This is a genomic window from Gemmatimonadota bacterium, from assembly GCA_016714015.1.
Classification (GTDB): domain Bacteria; phylum Gemmatimonadota; class Gemmatimonadetes; order Gemmatimonadales; family Gemmatimonadaceae; genus Pseudogemmatithrix.
Map to the genome: position 1 here is coordinate 554,531 of JADJNZ010000001.1, position 18,487 is coordinate 573,017.

Consider the following 18,487-nt stretch of genomic DNA (forward strand, 5'->3'; position numbering starts at 1 on the left):
ATTCCATCCCTCCATACCCACCCCCGGCTCCCCCCGTCACAATCTCCCTTCGCCCACCCCCCGAGGGCGCGTCGGCCCGGCATCGCTTACCTTCCCCCTTCTATATGACCCTCTCCGCCCGCCGCCTCCTCGGCCTCGGCCTCCTCCTCGCCGTCGCCGCGCCGCTCGCCGCCCAGTCGCGCCCCGCCGCGCCCCAGGCGCCCGCGGCGGCCCCCGCCGTCGACCCCGCCCGCGACGCCCGCATCGCCCGGGCCGACCGCGCCCGCATCCGCGGCGCGCAGAACGGCATCTGGATCGTCGTCATCTCCGACTTCCAGTGCCCCTTCTGCAAGAAGTGGCACGAGGAGACCGAGCCGCTCATCGAGCGCGACTACATCCGCACCGGAAAGGCGCAGATCGCGTACATGAACTACCCGATCCCGAGCATCCACCCCAACGCCATGGCCACCCACGAGGTCGCCATGTGCGCCGCCGAGCAGGAGAAGTTCTTCCCCGTCGCCGACGCGCTCTTCCGCACCCAGGGCGACTGGAAGTCCCGTCGCGACATCAAGGCGTACCTCGATTCCCTCGTGGGCACGCTCCCGCTCGACCGCCCGCGCCTCCAGACCTGCCTGCGCTCGGGCGAGATGCGCCCGCTCATCGAGGCCGACATCGACCGCTCCACGCGGATCGGCGTCGGGTCCACGCCGAGCTTCCTCGTCGGCGGCCGCCCCGTCATCGGCGCGCAGCCGTACGAAGCCTTCCGCCAGGCGATCGAGGCGGCGCTCGCGGCCGCGGCAGCCGCGAGGCCCGCGCCCTGACCGCGGCCTGATCGCCGCCCCACCGCTCGCACGCGACCCCGGCGCATGCATCCGCTCCTCTCCGCGCCGTTCGCCGCGGCCGTCGGGCTCGCGGAGCTCCTCGCCCGCGCACCCTTCGTCGGCGCGGGAAAGGCTTGGCGCGCCGTCCGCGCCCGGCATGGGCTCCTCGAGCGCATCGAACGCTGGGCCGACGAGCACCGCGATCCGTCGCGTCCCCTGCTCTGGATGCACGCCCCCTCCGTCGGCGAAGGCTTGCAGGCGCGCCCGGTGATCGAGCGCCTCCGGGCGGCGCATCCCGACTGGCAGGTCGCCTACACCTTCTTCTCGCCGAGCGCCGAACGTTTCGCCGCGAGCATCGGCGCGGACCTGCACGACTACCTCCCCTTCGACTCCACCGCCGCCGCGCGACGGCTGCTCGACGCCCTCCGCCCCTCGGCGCTCGTCTTCGCCAAGCTCGATCTCTGGCCGCGACTCGCTGAAGCGGCGTGGGCCCGCGCGATCCCGCTCGGCATGATCTCGGCGACGTTGAGCGAAGGGTCCGGTCGGAGCGGCGCGCTCGCCCGCGCGCTCCTCGGCGATGCCTACCGCGCGCTCGACGCCGTGGGCACCATCGACGCCGCGGACGGCGCGCGACTCGAGACACTCGGTGTGCGCGCGGACCGCATCCGCGTCACGGGCGACACCCGCTACGACCAGGTCGCGGCGCGCGCGGCCGCCGCCGACCGTACGAGCCCGCTGCTCGCGCCGCTCGCGAGCGCTCGCCCCACGCTCGTCGCGGGGAGCACCTGGCCCGCCGACGAAGCCGTGCTGCTGCCGGCGTGGCTGGCGCTGCGCGAGCAGGTACCCGACGCGCGACTCATCATCGCGCCGCACGAACCCACCCCGGAGCATCTCGCACCGGTGGAGCGCTGGGCGACCGGCGCCGGACTCTCCCTCGCCCGGCTGGCCGACGCGCGCGCCACGCACGACGTGGTCCTCGTCGACCGCGTCGGCGTCCTCGGCGAGCTCTACGCGCTCGCGACGGCGGCGTACGTCGGCGGCGGCTTCCACGCCGCCGGCCTGCACTCGGTGCTCGAACCCGCCGCGTTCGGCGCCCCGGTGCTCTTCGGCCCGCGCCATAGCAACAGCCGCGACGCCGGCCTCCTCATCGCCGCGCGCGGCGGCGAGGCCCTCGAGGACGTCGCAACGATGACGCGCGCCCTCCGCATCGTGCTCTCCGAGCCGGACACCCGTGCCAATGCGGGCGCCGCCGCACGACGCGTGGTGCACGCCGGCCTCGGCGCCGCCGCCCGCTCGGCCGCACTCGTCGAGGACCTGGTCTCGCGCGCGAAGTGACGCGTTCGCGTACGAGCGGATGAAGGCAGGACCCGGAAACGACGAAGGGCCGCCCGAACGGGCGGCCCTCCTTCATCCTTCAGCCTTCCTCGCTTACTTCCGCAGCCCCTTCGGCGTCCACGCGAACGACAGCGCCACCGCATCATCATCCCCGAGCGCCGCGGCCACGCGAATGGCCATCTGCGGCTTGAACTCGAAGTTCGCGCCGATGTCCACGTTCAGGTTGGTGTCGCTGTTGGAGTTGCCGTTGAACGACGCGCGGTCCCAGCTGAGGCGCGGGTGCACGAACGGCGTGATCGCGATGTCGCCCTCGAGCGGGAAGCGATGGCCGATCGCCGCGCCGAACGGCACGCGGAGCGTCGTGACGTCGTCGCCCGTCGTGAGGCCGAGCCCGCCGGCGAGCACGATGTCGAACGGCATGTCGGTCGTCGCCGAGGTGAGCTGGTAGGCGAGCCCGCCGCCGATCAGGAGGCGCGCATCGGCGTTCGGCGCGTCGGGGTCGGCGAAGCCGGCATCGAGCGTGAACTGCAGCTTCGGATTGCCGAGCCCTTCACGCCACTGGAAGATGAGGCCGGTGCCGAACCCGTCGCCCATGTCGGCGAGCGCGAAGTTGTACTCGCGCTCGGCGATGCGGGACGGCTGGAGCGCGGGATAGACGTAGGCCTGCGCCTGGAGCGGCGCGGCGGCGGCGAGGACGAGGGCGCTGAGCGCGGCGATGCGACGAAGCATGGTCGAGACCTTCCGTGGGGAACGGTGAGAAGGGCGATGGACATTGCCACCGCGGAACGAAGACGGGCGCCGCGCGTTGCGCAGCGCCCGTGTCAGGACGAGTACACCGGAGCCCCGGTTTCAGTTCCGCCCGGGGTGGTCCTAGAGGCGCGACGCCTTCTCGGTGACGACGCGCACGACGTCATCGACGACCTGGAGGAACCCGCCCTCGACCTGGAAACGCGTGTTGCCGTCGCCCACGCGCAGCACGCCGGCGCCGAGGGTGGTGACCATCGGCGCGTGCATCGGCAGGATGCCCACCTCGCCATCGAAGGCGGGCGCCGTCACCGACGGCGCCTCCCCCTCGAACAGCGTCGCCTCGGGCGAGATGACCGAGACCTTCAGCATGCCGCTCACGCCTGCATCGCCTTGGCGTTCTCGACCACGTCGTCGATGCCGCCGGCCATGAAGAACGCCTGCTCGGGCAGGTGGTCGAACTCGCCGGCCACGAGGCGCTCGAACGAGGAGATGGTCTCCTCGAGCTTCACGAACTTGCCCGGACGGCCGGTGAACTGCTCGGCGACCGAGAAGGGCTGCGACATGAAGCGCTGGATGCGGCGCGCGCGGCCGACGATCTTCTTGTCGTCCTCGGCGAGCTCGTCCATGCCGAGGATCGCGATGATGTCCTGGAGCTCCTTGTAGCGCTGCAGGATGCGCTGCACGGCGGTGGCGGCCTTGTAGTGGCGCTCGCCGACGAACTGCGGATCGAGGATGCGGCTGCCCGACGCGAGCGGGTCGACGGCGGGGTAGATGCCGAGCTCGGTGATCGCGCGCGAGAGCACGACCGTCGCGTCGAGGTGGGCGAACGCCGTCGCCGGCGCCGGGTCCGTGATGTCGTCGGCGGGCACGTAGATCGCCTGCACCGACGTGATCGAGCCGTCACGCGTCGAGGTGATGCGCTCCTGGAGTTCACCCATCTCGGTCGCGAGCGTCGGCTGGTAACCCACGGCGGACGGCATGCGGCCGAGGAGCGCCGACACCTCCGAACCCGCCTGCGTGAAGCGGAAGATGTTGTCGATGAAGACGAGCACGTCCGACTTCTCGACGTCGCGGAAGTACTCGGCGACCGTGAGGCCGGCGAGACCGACGCGGAGACGGGCACCCGGCGGCTCGTTCATCTGGCCGTAGATCAGGGCGACCTTGTCGAGGATGTTCGCTTCCTTGAACTCGAGGTACAGGTCGTTGCCCTCGCGCGTGCGCTCGCCCACGCCGCAGAACACCGACTTGCCGCCGTGCGCCTTGGCGACGTTGTTGATGAGCTCCTGGATGACGACCGTCTTGCCGACGCCGGCGCCGCCGAAGAGCCCGATCTTGCCACCCTTCACGAACGGGGCGATGAGGTCGACGACCTTGATGCCCGTCTCGAAGATCTCGGTCTTGGGCTCGAGGTTGACGAAGTCGGGGCGCTTGCGGTGGATCGGCCAGCGCTCGACCGAGGCCGGGATCTCGGCGCCCATGTCCACCGGCTCGCCGAGCACGTTGAGGATGCGGCCGAGGGCGGCGGCACCGACCGGGACCGCGATCGCGGCGCCGGTGTCGCGCACGTCCATGCCGCGCACGACGGCGTCGGTGGAGCTCATGGCGACGGCGCGCACCTGGTTGCGGCCGATGTGCTGCTGCACCTCGGCGACGACGCGGACCTCCTGGCCCGACTCGGTAACGGCCTTGATCTCGAGCGCGTTGTAGAGCTCGGGCAGGTCGCCGGAATCGAAGGCGACGTCGATGACCGGTCCGATGACCTGGACGATCTTGCCGATGTGGGTAGCGGTAGCGGTAGTCATGAGTGGTCAGCCCTGGAGCGCAGAGGCACCGCCGACGATCTCGGCGATCTCCTGCGTGATCTGCGCCTGGCGGGCGCGGTTGTAGGTGCGACGGAGGAGTTGCAGCATCTCGCCAGCGTTGTCGGTGGCGTTCTTCATCGCCGTGCGGCGCGCCGACTGCTCGGCGGCGACGGTCTCGACCAGCGCGCGATAGACGGCATTGCGCACGTAGGACGGCAGGAGCTCGGTGAGGATCGCCTCGGCCGAGGGATAGAGCAGGTAGTCCTTCTGCCCGCCCTTCGCGGCCGGCGGCGTCACCGGGAGGACCCGGTCGGCGGTCGGCGGCGTGGAGAGGACGGAGTTGAAGCGCGACCCGACGACGTAGACGGCATCGAGGTCGCCCCCGACGAAGCGGGCCATCAGCGAGTCGACGAGCGACGCGGCATCGGCCGCGGTCGGCTTGTCGGTGATGTCGATGCGGCTCACCGCGACCGCGCGCCCGACGTACTTGAAGTAGCCGAGGCCCTTCTTGCCCACGACGTGCAGCTCGACCTTCGTGCCCGCGCCCTCGAGGCGCGTGAGCAGCGCACGCGCCTCCTTGATGAGGTTCGCGTTGAAGGCGCCGGCGAGGCCGCGGTTGGACGTGAGGAGGATGACCGCCGCGCGCGCCTCCTTGGCCGGCTGCCGGAGGAGCGGGAAGCGCTCCGCCAGCTCCGGGTTGTAGAGGCTCGCGATCACGTCACCGAGCGCGCGCGCGTACGGCCGCGCCGCGACGACGCGGTCCTGTGCCCGCTTCATCTTCGACGTCGCGACCATCTCCATCGTGCGCGTGATCTTGCGCGTGTTCTCGACGGACTTGATGCGACCCTTGAGTTCTCTGCCCTTGGCCATGTCTTATGGGAGACCGGATGAAAGTCGAAGGTTGAAGGGGGCGAGGCCGTACGGCCTCGCCTCTTTCATCCTTCAGCCTCTATCTGCTGTTCTTGTACTGCTCGATGGCCCGGCGCAATTCCGCCTCGGTGTCCTTCGACACCACCTTCTCCTTCTTGATCTTCTCGCCGATCTGCGGGAACTGGGCCTTCACGTAGGTGTGGAAGCCGGCCTCCCACTCGCGGACCTTCGACACGTCGACGTCGTCGATGAAGCCGTTGGAGATCGCGAAGATGATCATGACCTGCTGCTCGACCGGCATCGGCATGTACTGGCCCTGCTTCAGGACCTCCACCGTGCGCGCGCCGCGGTCGAGCTGGCGCTTGGTCGCCGCGTCGAGGTCCGACGCGAAGGCCGAGAAGGCCTCGAGCTCGCGGTACTGCGCGAGGTCCAGGCGGAGACGGCCGGCGACGCCCTTCATCGCCTTGATCTGCGCCGAGCCGCCGACGCGCGACACCGAGATGCCCACGTTGATCGCCGGACGGACGCCGGCGAAGAACAGGTCGGCCTCGAGGAAGATCTGGCCGTCGGTGATCGAGATGACGTTCGTCGGGATGTAGGCCGACACGTCGCCGGCCTGCGTCTCGATGATCGGGAGCGCGGTGAGCGAGCCACCGGCGGCGAAGATCGTCTTGTTGTCGATGATCTTCGGGTCGGCCGAGAGCTTGGCCGCGCGCTCGAGGAGGCGCGAATGGAGGTAGAACACGTCGCCCGGGAAGGCTTCGCGGCCCGGCGGGCGGCGGAGCACGAGCGAGAGCTGGCGGTACGCGGCGGCCTGCTTGGAGAGGTCGTCATACACCGCGAGCGTCGCCTTCCCCTCGTGGTACATGAAGTACTCGGCCATCGCGACGCCCGAGTAGGGCGCGATGTACTGCATCGGGGCCGGGTCGGAGGCCGAGGCGACGACGACGATGGTGTACTCCATCGCGCCGGCGGCCTTGAGCTTCTCGACGACGCTCGCCACGGTCGAGGCCTTCTGGCCGATCGCGACGTAGACGCAGACGACGTCCTGGCCCTTCTGGTTGATGATCGTGTCGATCGCGATCGCGGTCTTGCCGGTGCCGCGGTCGCCGATGATCAGCTCGCGCTGGCCGCGGCCGATCGGGATCATCGCGTCGATCGCCTTGATGCCGGTCTGCATCGGCTCGCCGACGGGCTGGCGGACGATGATGCCGGGGGCCTCGGACTCGACCTTGCGCGACATGGTGGTCGCGATCGGCCCCTGCCCGTCGATCGGGCGGCCGAGCGCGTCCACGACGCGGCCGATCATCGCCGGACCCACCGGGACCTCGAGCACTCGGGCGGTGCGGCGGACCTCGTCGCCTTCCTTCAGGCGCAGGTAGTCGCCGAGCACCACGGCGCCGATGTTGTCCTCTTCGAGGTTGAGCGCGAGGGCGGTGATCGTCTCGCCGGTCTCGGACGAGAGGATCTCGAGCATCTCGCCGGCCATCGCCTTCTGGAGGCCGTAGATGCGCGCGATGCCGTCCTTCACCTCGAGGACGGAACCGACTTCCTCGACATCGAGGCTGTTGAGGTCCGCCGCTTCGATCTCGCGGAGGAGGATGTCCTTGATCTCACCAGGGCGGAGCGACGTCTGGGAAGCCATGTTCAGGGGGGCAGAGCGTTGGTAAGTCGGGAGGCCTTCGCGCCTCGTCGGGCCCACACGAACGGGTGGGTCCGGGCGCGGTTCCGGTATAGCTTGTGAAAATTATCACAAGTCGCCGGGACCTGCAACACCCCCCTGCTGTTCCCAGTCCTTCCCGGCGGCTCCAACGGCCGTCACCACAGATGGCACAGAGGACACAGAGAACGGCGGAGGAAACGCTGTCGCTAACTGCCGTTCCCTCAAGCATTTAAGCAGTTGGAATGGCAGGCGAGGCGCACGAGACCTCGGAGGCCCCCGAAGCCCTCCGCCGTTCTCTGTGCCCTCTGTGTGCTCTGTGGTGACCGCCGTTGCGGTCCACGAGGACCTCAGGCCACCCGCGACCGCCCCCGCCCCTGCTTCACGAACCGGTCGATCAGGTCCGCCGGCCGCAACCGCGCCAGCGACGACGACCGCACCCCGATGATCCGCTGGCACGACGCGCTCAAATGCGACGCCGACGCGAATCCCAGCGTGCGCGCCACGTCCGGCAGGTCGTAGCCGGGATTCTTCGCCAGGTCCGCAGACGCGAGGATCCGCACGAGGTCGATGATCCGCTTGAGGTTCGGCGCCCCGTCCGCGGAGAAGCGCCGGCTCAGGTGCTCGCGCGTGAGCTGCACCGACTCCGCGAGCGCCTCGGTGCGCACCGTGCGCCCGCCATGACCGAGCACGAGCCGCCAGACCGCCCGCTGCAGGTCCCCCGTCAGGCCGAGCGCGGTGTCCGCGTCCAGCAGCGACTCGGCGAACCGGACCGTGAAGGTCAGTGGCAACACGAGCTCGCGGTGCATCGCGTCCTCCACCCCTTCCACGAGCACGTCGGCGAACTCGTACTCGGCGCAGGCGCGCGCGAGGTGCGGCACCTCCGCGGGCCGGAGCGGCGCCAGCGCGAGGAAGGGGATGCTCGGGAACTCGCGCGCGAGCGACGCCACCGCCCAGTGCTCGTCGCCCGGCTGCGCCAGGTCGACGACGACCGCGTCGGTGAGCGATGCGCGCAGGGCGTCGAGCGCCTCGGCGCGGCTGCGGACGAGCGTCAGGCGCCCGCGCCGCCGCGGGAAGCCGCGCTTGAGCACGTCACGCGCGCGCTCGCGGACGGCGAACGCGACGACCGCCGGCGGCGGCAGTGGGCCCAGCACGCGCTCCGGCATCAGTGCGCGCCGGGCGGGACGACGGCGCCGTCGCTCTCGAGGAGGGCTTGTGCCTGTCGGAGCACGGCGCGGGCATTGTCGTACGCCACCATCCGCTCGGCCTGTTCGAACGAGGCCCAGCGGCAGGCGGTGATGCCCTCGGCCCGCAACGGCTCGGTGCGCTGGTCCGGCGTCTCGATCAGGAAGAAGTGACAGGTCTTGTGGATGCGACGGCCGCGGAAGCGGAACTCCCAGTCGATGGTCTCGATGGGGGCGCGCAGCGCGAGCTCGGCGAGCCCGGTCTCCTCGCCCACTTCGCGCAGCGCCGCCTGCTCCGGCGCCTCGCCGTCCTCGAGGTGACCCTTGGGAAAACCCCAGTTGCGGTACGAGTCGCGGATGAGGAGGTAGAGCGTGCGCTCTCCGTCGCGGCGGAAGACGATGCCGCCCGCCGAGACCTCCTCGCGCGGTCGCCGCTGCCGCGTCACGCGCCCACGGCCGCCGCGGGCTCGAGCTCCGCCCGGCCCTCGATGAATTGGCGCACCACGGGGTCCGTCGAATGTTTGATCTCGTCCACGGTGCCCACCTGGCGCACGGTGCCCTCGTAGAGCATCGCGATGCGGGTGCCGACGGTGTAGGCGCTGCGCATGTCGTGCGTGATGACGATGCCCGTCACGCCGAGCTGCTTCTGCATGCGGACCATGAGCGCGTCGATGATCGCGCTCGTGACCGGGTCGAGGCCGGTGGTCGGCTCATCGTACAGCAGGTACTTCGGCCGGAGGGCGATGGCGCGGGCGATGCCGACGCGCTTGCGCATGCCGCCCGAGAGCTCGGCGGGGAGCTTGGTGCCGACCGACGGGTCGAGGTCGACGAGGTCGAGCGCCTCGCGCACGCGCGCGTCGATCTCCTCGTCGGAGAGGAGGCCCTGCTTGCGGAGCCCCATCGCGACGTTCTCCGCGATGGTGAGCGAATCGAAGAGCGCGGCGAACTGGAAGACGTAGCCGATCTTCGCGCGGAGCGCATAGAGGTCGCGCCGGGAGAGTGACCCCACCTCGACGCCATCGACGTGCACCGTCCCCTCGTCGGCCTCGAGGAGCCCGACGATGTGCTTGATCGCGACCGACTTCCCGGTGCCCGAGAACCCGATGATGACCATGGTCTCGCCCTCGTTGACGTCGAGGGTGAAGCCGCGGAGCACCTCGTTGTCGCCGAAGGCCTTGTGGACGTTGTTGAAGCGGATCAACGGCGGATGAAGGCTGGAGGATGGAGGATGAAAGTGAATATGCAAAGAAGAAGGGCGGACCGCACGGTCCGCCCCCCTTCAACCTTCAGCCTTCATCGAGCGGTCAGGCAGCGAAGCTGCCAAGGGCGCGCCCCACATCGCCTTCGCGCAGCCGCTTGAGCGCGCGGTCACGGAGCTGGCGGACGCGCTCGCGGGTGACGCCGAGCATGGAACCGATCTCCTCGAGCGTGTGCTCGCGGCCGCCCTCGAGCCCGAAGTAGAGGCGGAGGACCTTGGCGTCGCGCGGCGGGAGGGTGCCGAGGGCGTGCTCGATCTCGTCGTTGAGGAAGCGGTTCATCGCCTCCTCCTCGGTGTCGGGCATCTCGTCGGCGACGAAGCGCTCGATGAGGGAGCGATCGCCATCGGGATCCATCGGGGCATCGAGGCGGACGTCGCCGGTGTTGAGCGCGGCGAGCGACTGCACGACGTCGACGGAGAGGCCGGTGAGCTGCGAGAGCTCCTCGGGGGTGGGCTCGCGGCGGAGCTTCTGCCGGAGGATCTCCGAGGCCTTGATGATGCGCGAGAGGTCGGCGGTGCGATTGAGCGGCACGCGGACGGTGCGCCCCTGCCGCGCGAGCGACGAGAGGATCGCCTGGCGGATCCACCACACGGCGTACGAGATGAACTTCACGCCCTGGTCCGGATCGAACTTCCGGGCGGCCGTGAGGAGGCCGACGTTGCCCTCGCCGATGAGGTCGATGAGGGGGAGGCCGCGGTTCTGGTACTTCTTGGCGACGGAGATCACGAAGCGCAGGTTGCGCTTGACGAGTTCCTGGAGGGCGTCCTGGTCGCCCGCGCGGATCTTGCGCGCGACCTCGATCTCCTCGTTGCCCTTGAGCAGCGGGTAGGTGGAGACCTCGTACAGGTACTGGTCGAGGATGTCGCGCTCCGGCTCGCTGGGAGCGATCCCGGCGGGGGCCGTGCGGCGCTTGCGCTTCTTGACTTCGGTGGCCATTGCGATATGTCCTGGGCGGCTGGGACGGCCCGCCATGCATTTCAGAAGGTTCTGCGGCGAGCCCTAAGATAAAACGAATCAGCGATTTTGCCAGTTTCCGCGCTTGACCTCTGACCTACCCGCGGATAGCTTCTTTGGTTCCTGTCAGGACCCGGGAGCGGCATCCATCCCGGACCTGCGCGGGGGCGTAGCTCAGTTGGGAGAGCGCTTGAATGGCATTCAAGAGGTCAGGGGTTCGATTCCCCTCGCCTCCACTGCCGGAGGGGGTGCGGGTGGGGCCCTGCCGGTGTGGATCGTCGGTGCACCGGCCATAGTATCGGCCGACTGCGGGAATAGCTCAGTTGGTAGAGCACAACCTTGCCAAGGTTGGGGTCGCGGGTTCGAGTCCCGTTTCCCGCTCTGTCATCGCCTTGCTTCGCTTCGGCGGTGGCTGATGTTCAACGCTCGTCGCGTGCGGAACGTTGGAAGGCGCGATGGGTAGAGAGGGCGGTTAGCTCAGTTGGTTAGAGCGCCACGTTGACATCGTGGAGGTCACAAGTTCGAGTCTTGTACCGCCCATCGCCTCACGGGATAACACTCGTGAGGCGTGTTTTCTTCCAGCCGGTCCCCCATCGGTGCGGCGTCCACGCCCGCCCCGGTCCCTCCAGCCCCGCCGAACGATGCGTCTCCTCCGAGCCCTCCCGGCGCTCACCGTCCTCCTCGCCGCGCGCGTCGCGCAGGCGCAGGCGACGTGCCCGGTCGACGTCTACCAGCCGAGGGAACTCGGCCAGGCCGGCATCACGATCAGCCGCGCGGCCCAGCTCGCGGACTCCTCCGCCGCCCAGAAGCCCCTGCGTGACGCGCTCAAGTTCCTCGCCGACGACCGGAAGTTCGCCAACAACATGGTCGGCGCCGGCTACCTCCGCGCGCAGATCTACATCCTCTGGCTGCACCAGAAGGACCAGCCCGACCAGATCACCCGCGAGCGCCTCGGCGACCGTGGCGTGAAGACCGAGGTCGTCGACCTCGTCGCCGCGGCCGACTCGCTCCTCAAGGCCGTCGAGGCCCTCGACCCGTCCTGCGTGGCCGAGACGATGCAGTGGCGCGCCTCCAAGCCGTGGACGGAGCGGATCAACAAGGCCTACACCTTCCTCGGCGCCGACAACGTCGACTCCGCCGAGGTCTACGCCAAGCGCTCGGCGATGCTCTACGCCAACTCGCCGTTCGTCCACAACATCTTCGCGCAGATCGCCAACAAGCGCGGCGACACGCCCGCGATGCTCGGCCGCCTGCGCATGGCCATCGCCGAGGCGGCCAAGGACACGTCGCTCGCCGAGACGCAGAAGCAGATGGAGTTCCAGCTCGCGCAGACCGCGCAGGGCTGGGCGATGACCGGTGGCGCGAGCGAGAAGACCGCGCTCCTCAAGGAAGCGACCGACATCTTCACCAAGCTCCTCCGGCAGACCCCGGGCGGGACCGAGGGGGCGTACGCCTTCTCGGCGGTGAGCGAGATCATCTCGCTCAACCAGGACTCGACCGGCGCGCGCGAGCTCCTCGCGCCGATGGTCGCCGACCCGACGCCCTACTCGGACCTCACGCTGCTCCTCGCCGCCGACCTGGCGCGCATGATGAACCGCAACACCGACGCGATGGCGATGTACGCCGGCGCGCTCGCGAAGAACCCGAACATCCGCGACGCGAACTACTTCCTCGCGTACATGTACTACGAGGCGAAGCAGCCGGACAAGATGATCCCGCTGACCGACCGCCTCATGGCGATCGACCCGTCCAACGGCGACAACTTCCTGATGCGCGCCTACGCCTACCAGCTCATGGTGGCGGCCGAGCGTGACCCGCGGAAGAAGGCCGAGCTGCAGAAGATGCAGGACGAGTACGCGGGCAAGGAGAACGTCCTCGCCGGCCAGCACAAGCTGCTCATCACGCGCTTCGAGCGCCGCGCGCAGGGCGCCTCGCTCGCCGGCACCATCGAGAACCTCGGCAAGGCGCCGAAGGCCTTCACGGTCAAGATGGACTTCCTCGATGTCGCCGGGAACGTCGTCGAGACCGTCACGGCGGAGGTCGCCGCGGTGAAGCCGGGCGAGCGTGGCACCTTCGAGATGGTGCCGACGCGTCCGGGGATCGTGGCGTACAAGTACGAGGCGCTCAAGTAGGGCGCCTGGACCGAGGGCTGGACGAACGGGGCGGACACCGACTGGTGTCCGCCCCGTTCCATTTCCCCCGAATCGACGGTTTCGGCTCGTTGACTCAGCCCCGGGTGCGGCCTATATTTTGGGTTCCCTTGGACCCGCTACCCGAGCGGCACGGCCACGGGACGAGCGCTCGTAGCTCAATTGGATAGAGCATCTGACTACGGATCAGAAGGTTGGGAGTTCGAGTCTCTCCGGGCGCACTCGTTGCAACAGCGGGATGTAGGTGGAAGGATGAAGGAAGAAAGACGGGGCGTAGCTTAGCCCGGTAGAGCGCCTGCTTCGGGAGCAGGAGGTCGGAGGTTCGAATCCTCTCGCCCCGACTACCACAAGTTGTTGAGATTGCGATACTTAGGACGAATGCCCAGCGATTTTCATCGCTGGGCATTCTGCATTCAGGAAGCATATAGGAAGCAGTCGGTGCTATGTTAGACCGGTCGCTAGTTGAGTCCGCTTCCCGGACTCGGGAGCAACAGAACTCAGTGACGATCTTCCGCTACAACCACTACGTGCCGCGCTGGCTGCAACGGCGATTCCTCGATCCGTTTGGGGTCTCGCAGTACCACTACCTCGACTTGAGGCCGGACATGGTCGTCCGCGGCACACAGCTCCATTCGGCGCTGCCGGCCACCCGAACGAATCGTGACCGAATGCTCGGCTTCGTGTGGCGGAGCATGTCATCGCCGGGCAGAGCCAACTACGGATTCGAAACGGCCCGAACGACCTATCGCTCACCATTCGCCGAATTGAGCGTCAGTAAGTTCGCAGACGTCACGCCGGTCAGTCCGAAGAGACGACCTCCGCTGAAGAACGGTCGGGGCGCCTCAGGCAGTCGCCGTGGTTGGCCGCTACCGACCGCCGTGAAAACTCCCGTCGTGCTGTTCACCAAGGCCCACAGCTGCGGCTTGGGCGCTTGATCCAGTTCGCTGCACACCGTCACGCAGAGATTGCCGCCAGAGCAAAAGGCCAGGCCGGAGATTACATCGGTGCTATGCGTGCTAACCGGAGTAACAGCAGCAGTCGTGCCACTGACTCGAGAGAGTCTATCTCGCAGTCCGAAACTGCCGAACACAACCGGAACGGGAGGTAGGCACTATCAGGACTCACGTGGCTTGCTGGGGTCTGGTGACTGAGGTCTCGGTGACGTGGGTCACGATGACGCAAGTTGATCCGGTCGTACACTTCGAAGCGGCGTCTGCTCGAGTAGGCCGCTTGTGGGTATTTGGTACGCTCTGTAGCCTTTGGTGACGACGGACGCTTGCTCAGCTACTCGCATCGACCAACCCATCGATCCTGCTCCGTACTTGAGGACCATCCATGCTTGTCCGAACGCAACTCCGAATACTCGTGATTGCGTGCCTCAGCTTTGCATTGGGCGGCTGTCGCGATCAGGACCCACAAGGATCGATCTCCGGCGCTTGGATCGGAGTTGCCGATGGGCGCACGATCACGCTCCTGTTGACAGACAACGAGGGCGAAATCAGCGGCAGGGGACAGATCACGGACCCGAGCGGAACTCTTAGTATCACGGGAACCAGAAGCGACGCGGAGATATCAATAGAAATGCTCATAAGATCGCCTAACGGCGTCTTGAACTTCGCCAGCATTTACGGCGAGCGCCGCAGTTGGACCATCGTTGGAACGGTGTCGGGCGCAGTCTTCGACGATGAGCCAATCGTGTTGAAGCGTTGGGATCCATTCACTAACTAGGCGGAGACCGTCCATGCGACCTTCCACACGAGCGTTTCTGCTCGGCGTAACGCTGATCAATCTCATTGGGTGTGGGGATCCGAGCGGCCCGCCCCTGAGCCTGACAGGAGAGTGGGTCGGCACCGCAGACGGACGAACTATCACCCTGGTCCTCACTGACGCCGAAGGTGACATTGCCGGCACCGGTTCAATTACAAATCCGGCAAACACGCTCAACGCCGGCGGATCCCGAGACGCACGTCAAGTCTCCATCGACGTACTGGTCGGTACCACCTCGGTGTCCCTCTTCTCCCTTGAGGGTTCGCTCAGCGGAGATCACATCGACGGCACGGTCGATGGCGCGGGCTTCAGTAGTGCGACGATCCGACTTTCACGCGACTAGATGATAGCCCGCTAGCACGATAGGAATTGAAGACGCGGCGTCACGCTCTACTCGCGTGACGCCGCGTCTTGTACGAACCTGCGTTTAGGGTCGACCGAGACGACCCTCAGGCGGCTTCCGCGCAGGCGTGACGGGACGTTTCGCTTCAGCAGGGGCTGATCTGAGTTCTGGTTGGCATCCCGGGTCTTCTGGATCGCATCCCTGATTCGCGTACACGGACTTCTCAGCGTAGCCCGTGGCACCGTTGGCATCCGTTACGGTCACAGTGATCCAATGATCGGTGTACGCGCTCCAAGCCGGAGCGTAGATGCTCGATCCTGTCCCGTAGTAGCTGGCGTCAATCGTCCACACGTACGTGTAGGGCGCAGTTCCGTGTGCAAGTCCGGCTGAATACTGATTGCTCGTCCCGGATTGAACGATGGCAGGTCCGTCGACGGACGTGGTGATCGGGACTTCAACCGACTTGGTCACGATGAAGGTTGTGTCGAGCAGTAATTGGTCCACACGAATAGTGTGAGTTCCGGCAGTGGAGAGCGTGGCATACAACGTTTTCAGGTCGTTGTTCTCAGGAATCGGCGTCCCATCCACATACCAGTTGTAGCCGAATCCCAAGGTGTCGCCAGCGGGGACTACGGTCCAGTATCCACCCGTTCCCGCGTCGACGCCGGCGGGGCCGCTTATCAGGGCCGGAAGCGTATCGCGTTTCACCGACGAAACCGCCAGGAACTCACCAGCATAGTTTCCGAACGGCTTGCTGCCGCTCGAGCGCGAGATCCTCGAGAGATAGTAAATGGAGATACTGTCGCGCTCTATCAGATTCGTCACGACAGGCCAGTTGGTAACGAACTGAAGTGGGAGCTCAATCTCCTCGTAGTACTTACCGCTCTCGACGTAGCCGGTGTCAACGAACCAAATGCCGGAATTCTGCAGCGTATCTCCGCGCGCAGTGCCGTTCTGCGTGTAAGCGGTATTCTTCGTCCAAATCCTGTAATAGTTGCTCTCCCCGCCGGAATTCCCATTCTCGTTGGTGTTGAACCTGAATGTGATGCCGCCGCTGACCCTAAATGTGTCCGCCTGATACAGCGGCAGCTTGCAGTGCGACAGTTCTCGCGGCGCCGAAAAATCGCTTACAGTGTACTCCCAGTTCTTGGAGTAGAGCACCTGACACGGGCCGCCAGATGTTTCGGGAGGGCCGCCACCGCCACATGCGAGACTCGCAGCGACCACGATTGCGCATAGGATTGACTTCCTCGTCTGCATCGGCATTAGTACTGCCCTCGCGACACCGCTTCCCAGCGGATTGGCACGTCCACACGACGCATGAGGATGATTTCCCTCGATCCATTCTCGGTCCAGACGAGTTGAGGTTCGGCGCGAGACTCGTCGACAAAATCCGGATTGCCAAGCAGCACGCTCGGATCGCGCATGCCGCCGTTGATGCCGAACGCGAGCGAACCACTTTGGCGGCTCGTACCGCTGTCTCTCCCTCGTGCGACGACCGGCCGCTCTACTGGGAAGACCCAAACGCTCGTGAAGGCCGAGAACCGATGCCCGAGTCGCCGTAGCGTGGGGACGCCAGCCACCCGTTCGCCAAACTGTCGTGCCGCCTGGACGGCGCCAACCTCCGGCGACACTGGCAGAACCGCTCCTGGAACGACTGAAGCTGAGCGAAAGTCTCCTGCACGAGCGCCAATCAGCACTCCCTTGGAGTCAATAGTCAGGTCGGCTGCCTCCACCGAAACGGCGATGGCAAGCTGTTGTTCGCTTCCGCTACACAAGCCGACGAGCCATTGGGCGCCGAATCCTCGCCGATACTCCCGCGGGACATCGGGGGCCATTGGCTCGTAGGCGCTCTCGGCGAGATAGACTCGGGGACAGACCGTGAGAGTGCGAGCGATGCCGGCGCCACGCTGCTTCTCTCGTGCGCTTCGAAGTCCGGAACCGAAAGTGGTCCAGTAGGCAGAAGCGAGTTCGCGCGCGCGCGATTCCGAGATCTGTGGGACCTCGGCGGCCGGCGGAGGCGCGAATCTGAAGTGTCCACTGGCATCAACCTGGGTGGCAACGTCCTCGGTAACTGACACAAGTACCTCACTCGCGCTTACCCGCGGAGCGGTGAGCGGCTGGTCAGTACATCCCACGAAGGTGGCGAGCATTGTCGCACTCGCGACGTGTCCGAACAGGCGTCCGATCTTCATCCAGTACCTCCTGAGGTGGGCCTTCTCGTGCCGCGCTAGTGCCACCACGCGGTACTGCGCTTCCGACGCACGGCGGCAACTGGCCGAAGTAGCGGGGTCGAACGCAGCCGCTCCCGAGGCGGAGCTTGCCACGATAGTTGTGCACGGACCACAGATCCGCAACCCTGTCACTCCTGACAGGGGGGAGAAGTGGCTTCGCTTTCTCGGACAGCGAAACGACGTGCGCTATGTAGCTCGGCGGGCGGTTACGCGGCCACCCGAAGTGGCGACCGCAGGGTGAGGAAGTATGCCTCGTCGGGGGTCGTGTCGGCGAGGCTCGAGTGGCGGCGGCGCGTGTTGTAGAGCGTGAGGTAGCGGCCGAGGCCGGCCCGCGCCTCCGAGACGGTGGCGTACGCGCGCAGGTAGACCTCCTCGTACTTGATCGTGCGCCAGAGCCGCTCGACGAAGATGTTGTCGCGCCAGCAGCCTTGGCCATCCATGCTGATGCGAATGCCGTGCGCCGTGAGCAGCCCCGTGAAGTCGGCACTCGTGAACTGACTGCCCTGGTCCGTGTTGAAGATCTCCGGCCGCCCATAGCGCGCGATCGCCTCGTCCACCGCCTCGAGGCAGAAGCGACTGTCCATCGTCGTCGACACGCGCCAGCTCAGGACCCGGCGACTGGCCCAGTCCATCACCGCGGCGAGATATACGAAGCCGCGCGCCATCGGGATGTAGGTGATGTCCATCGCCCAGACGTGGTTCGGGCGCGTGATCGTCTGGTGGCGCAGGAGGTACGGGTAGACCGGATGCGCGCGGTGTCGCTTGCTCGTGCCCGGCTGCGGGGCCACCGCGCTGATGCCCATCTTCGTCATCAGTGTCGCGATGCGCCGCCGACCGACGCCCGGGAAATCGGGCGCGAGCATGCGCCGGAGGCCTCGAGCGCCCCACCACGGCATCTCGAGGTGCAGGGCGTCGATGCGGCGCATGAGCGCGAGGTCCGCCTCGGACGGCGGCGCCGGCGTGTAGTAGATCCCGCTCCGGCTGATGCCCAAGGCAATGACCTGCTTCGTGAGGGGCAGGGCGTGGGTCCGGTCGATCATCGCTTGGCGCTCAGCCACCCGGCCTTGGTGAGCGCACGTTCCAAAAATCATTCTCCAGGGTGATCTCGCCGATCTTGGCGTGCAGCGCCGTCACATCGACGGGCGGCTCGGCGGGCTTCCCCCCGGAGGCGAAGACCTCGACGGCGCCAGCGAGCAGCTGTTCGCGCCATTGGCCGATCTGGTGAGCGTGGAGCTCGAAGCGTTTCGCGAGCTCGGCGAGCGTGGCATCGCCTTTCAGCGCGGCGAGCGCCACCTTAGCCTTGAAGGCTGGGGAGTGATTCCGACGGGGACGGCGGGGCATGAGGGCTCCAGGGAAGTGAGCGAAAGATCGCTCAGGGAGCC

General features: G+C 67.2%; 17 protein-coding genes and 5 tRNA genes. 10 read left to right on the top strand and 12 right to left on the bottom strand.

Annotated features, from left to right (window positions below; genetic code table 11):
* Positions 1 to 104: 104 nt before the first annotated feature.
* Both IPJ78_02320 and IPJ78_02325 read left to right on the top strand, forming a co-directional pair.
* Positions 105 to 800 carry a thioredoxin domain-containing protein gene (locus tag IPJ78_02320; protein MBK7905380.1) on the top strand — a complete coding sequence of 232 codons (696 nt, stop codon included), beginning with the start codon at positions 105 to 107 and terminating at the stop codon, positions 798 to 800.
* Positions 801 to 845: 45 nt separating this feature from the next.
* The gene (locus tag IPJ78_02325; GenBank protein ID MBK7905381.1) at positions 846 to 2,135 is read left to right on the top strand and encodes a hypothetical protein; all 1,290 of its coding nucleotides are present in this window, start codon (positions 846 to 848) and stop codon (positions 2,133 to 2,135) included.
* A 93-nt stretch (positions 2,136 to 2,228) separates the two neighbouring features.
* Here the strand turns inward: IPJ78_02325 and IPJ78_02330 are convergent, their stop codons facing one another.
* The 9 genes from IPJ78_02330 to IPJ78_02370 form a co-directional block, all read right to left on the bottom strand.
* A complete protein-coding gene (locus IPJ78_02330; GenBank protein MBK7905382.1) occupies positions 2,229 to 2,864 on the bottom strand; it encodes a hypothetical protein in 636 nt (211 codons plus the stop codon).
* A 141-nt stretch (positions 2,865 to 3,005) separates the two neighbouring features.
* Positions 3,006 to 3,260, bottom strand: coding sequence for an ATP synthase F1 subunit epsilon (gene atpC, locus IPJ78_02335; protein MBK7905383.1), 255 nt, complete (start codon positions 3,258 to 3,260; stop codon positions 3,006 to 3,008).
* A complete protein-coding gene (gene atpD / locus IPJ78_02340) occupies positions 3,257 to 4,684 on the bottom strand; it encodes a F0F1 ATP synthase subunit beta (protein MBK7905384.1) in 1,428 nt (475 codons plus the stop codon). The genes atpC and atpD overlap by 4 nt, the downstream gene beginning before the upstream one ends.
* 6 nt (positions 4,685 to 4,690) lie before the next feature.
* Entirely contained in the window at positions 4,691 to 5,554 is an 864-nt protein-coding gene (gene atpG, locus IPJ78_02345) for an ATP synthase F1 subunit gamma (GenBank protein ID MBK7905385.1), read from the bottom strand.
* A 79-nt stretch (positions 5,555 to 5,633) separates the two neighbouring features.
* A complete protein-coding gene (locus IPJ78_02350; protein ID MBK7905386.1) occupies positions 5,634 to 7,199 on the bottom strand; it encodes a F0F1 ATP synthase subunit alpha in 1,566 nt (521 codons plus the stop codon).
* Positions 7,200 to 7,564: 365 nt separating this feature from the next.
* On the bottom strand, positions 7,565 to 8,368 hold the full coding sequence (locus tag IPJ78_02355; GenBank protein MBK7905387.1) for a helix-turn-helix domain-containing protein: 804 nt from the start codon (positions 8,366 to 8,368) through the stop codon (positions 7,565 to 7,567).
* Positions 8,369 to 8,379: 11 nt separating this feature from the next.
* Positions 8,380 to 8,844: an NUDIX domain-containing protein gene (locus IPJ78_02360; GenBank protein MBK7905388.1), complete on the bottom strand. Its 465-nt coding sequence runs from the start codon at positions 8,842 to 8,844 to the stop codon at positions 8,380 to 8,382.
* On the bottom strand, positions 8,841 to 9,599 hold the full coding sequence (locus IPJ78_02365; GenBank protein ID MBK7905389.1) for an ATP-binding cassette domain-containing protein: 759 nt from the start codon (positions 9,597 to 9,599) through the stop codon (positions 8,841 to 8,843). The genes IPJ78_02360 and IPJ78_02365 overlap by 4 nt, the downstream gene beginning before the upstream one ends.
* Before the next feature lie 103 nt (positions 9,600 to 9,702).
* Entirely contained in the window at positions 9,703 to 10,593 is an 891-nt protein-coding gene (locus IPJ78_02370) for an RNA polymerase sigma factor RpoD/SigA (GenBank protein ID MBK7905390.1), read from the bottom strand.
* Positions 10,594 to 10,774: 181 nt separating this feature from the next.
* Here IPJ78_02370 and IPJ78_02375 point away from each other — a divergent pair.
* The 8 genes from IPJ78_02375 to IPJ78_02410 all read left to right on the top strand — a co-directional run bounded on the left by IPJ78_02375 (position 10,775) and on the right by IPJ78_02410 (position 14,871).
* Positions 10,775 to 10,847, top strand: a tRNA-Ala gene (locus IPJ78_02375).
* A 72-nt stretch (positions 10,848 to 10,919) separates the two neighbouring features.
* Positions 10,920 to 10,992 (top strand) — tRNA-Gly (locus tag IPJ78_02380).
* Positions 10,993 to 11,077: 85 nt separating this feature from the next.
* Positions 11,078 to 11,151: transfer RNA gene (locus IPJ78_02385), tRNA-Val, on the top strand.
* A gap of 101 nt (positions 11,152 to 11,252) precedes the next feature.
* Complete coding sequence (locus IPJ78_02390) at positions 11,253 to 12,743, top strand: tetratricopeptide repeat protein (protein MBK7905391.1); 1,491 nt, start codon at positions 11,253 to 11,255, stop codon at positions 12,741 to 12,743.
* 165 nt (positions 12,744 to 12,908) lie between these two features.
* Positions 12,909 to 12,982, top strand: a tRNA-Arg gene (locus IPJ78_02395).
* Positions 12,983 to 13,028: 46 nt separating this feature from the next.
* Positions 13,029 to 13,102, top strand: a tRNA-Pro gene (locus IPJ78_02400).
* A gap of 159 nt (positions 13,103 to 13,261) precedes the next feature.
* Positions 13,262 to 13,696, top strand: coding sequence for a hypothetical protein (locus IPJ78_02405; GenBank protein ID MBK7905392.1), 435 nt, complete (start codon positions 13,262 to 13,264; stop codon positions 13,694 to 13,696).
* A gap of 806 nt (positions 13,697 to 14,502) precedes the next feature.
* The gene (locus IPJ78_02410) at positions 14,503 to 14,871 is read left to right on the top strand and encodes a hypothetical protein (GenBank protein ID MBK7905393.1); all 369 of its coding nucleotides are present in this window, start codon (positions 14,503 to 14,505) and stop codon (positions 14,869 to 14,871) included.
* 84 nt (positions 14,872 to 14,955) lie between these two features.
* On the opposite strand, the gene IPJ78_02415 is transcribed toward IPJ78_02410, so the two are convergent.
* From IPJ78_02415 to IPJ78_02425, 3 genes are all read right to left on the bottom strand, one after another.
* Positions 14,956 to 16,032: a hypothetical protein gene (locus IPJ78_02415; protein MBK7905394.1), complete on the bottom strand. Its 1,077-nt coding sequence runs from the start codon at positions 16,030 to 16,032 to the stop codon at positions 14,956 to 14,958.
* A 104-nt stretch (positions 16,033 to 16,136) separates the two neighbouring features.
* Positions 16,137 to 17,066: a hypothetical protein gene (locus tag IPJ78_02420; GenBank protein ID MBK7905395.1), complete on the bottom strand. Its 930-nt coding sequence runs from the start codon at positions 17,064 to 17,066 to the stop codon at positions 16,137 to 16,139.
* A 245-nt stretch (positions 17,067 to 17,311) separates the two neighbouring features.
* Positions 17,312 to 18,446, bottom strand: a protein-coding gene (locus IPJ78_02425) for an IS3 family transposase (GenBank protein MBK7905396.1) whose coding sequence is annotated in 2 segments (ribosomal slippage) — positions 17,312 to 18,176 and positions 18,175 to 18,446 — 1,137 coding nt in all. Because the reading frame shifts where the segments join, the coding sequence is not laid out codon by codon here.
* Positions 18,447 to 18,487: the final 41 nt, after the last annotated feature.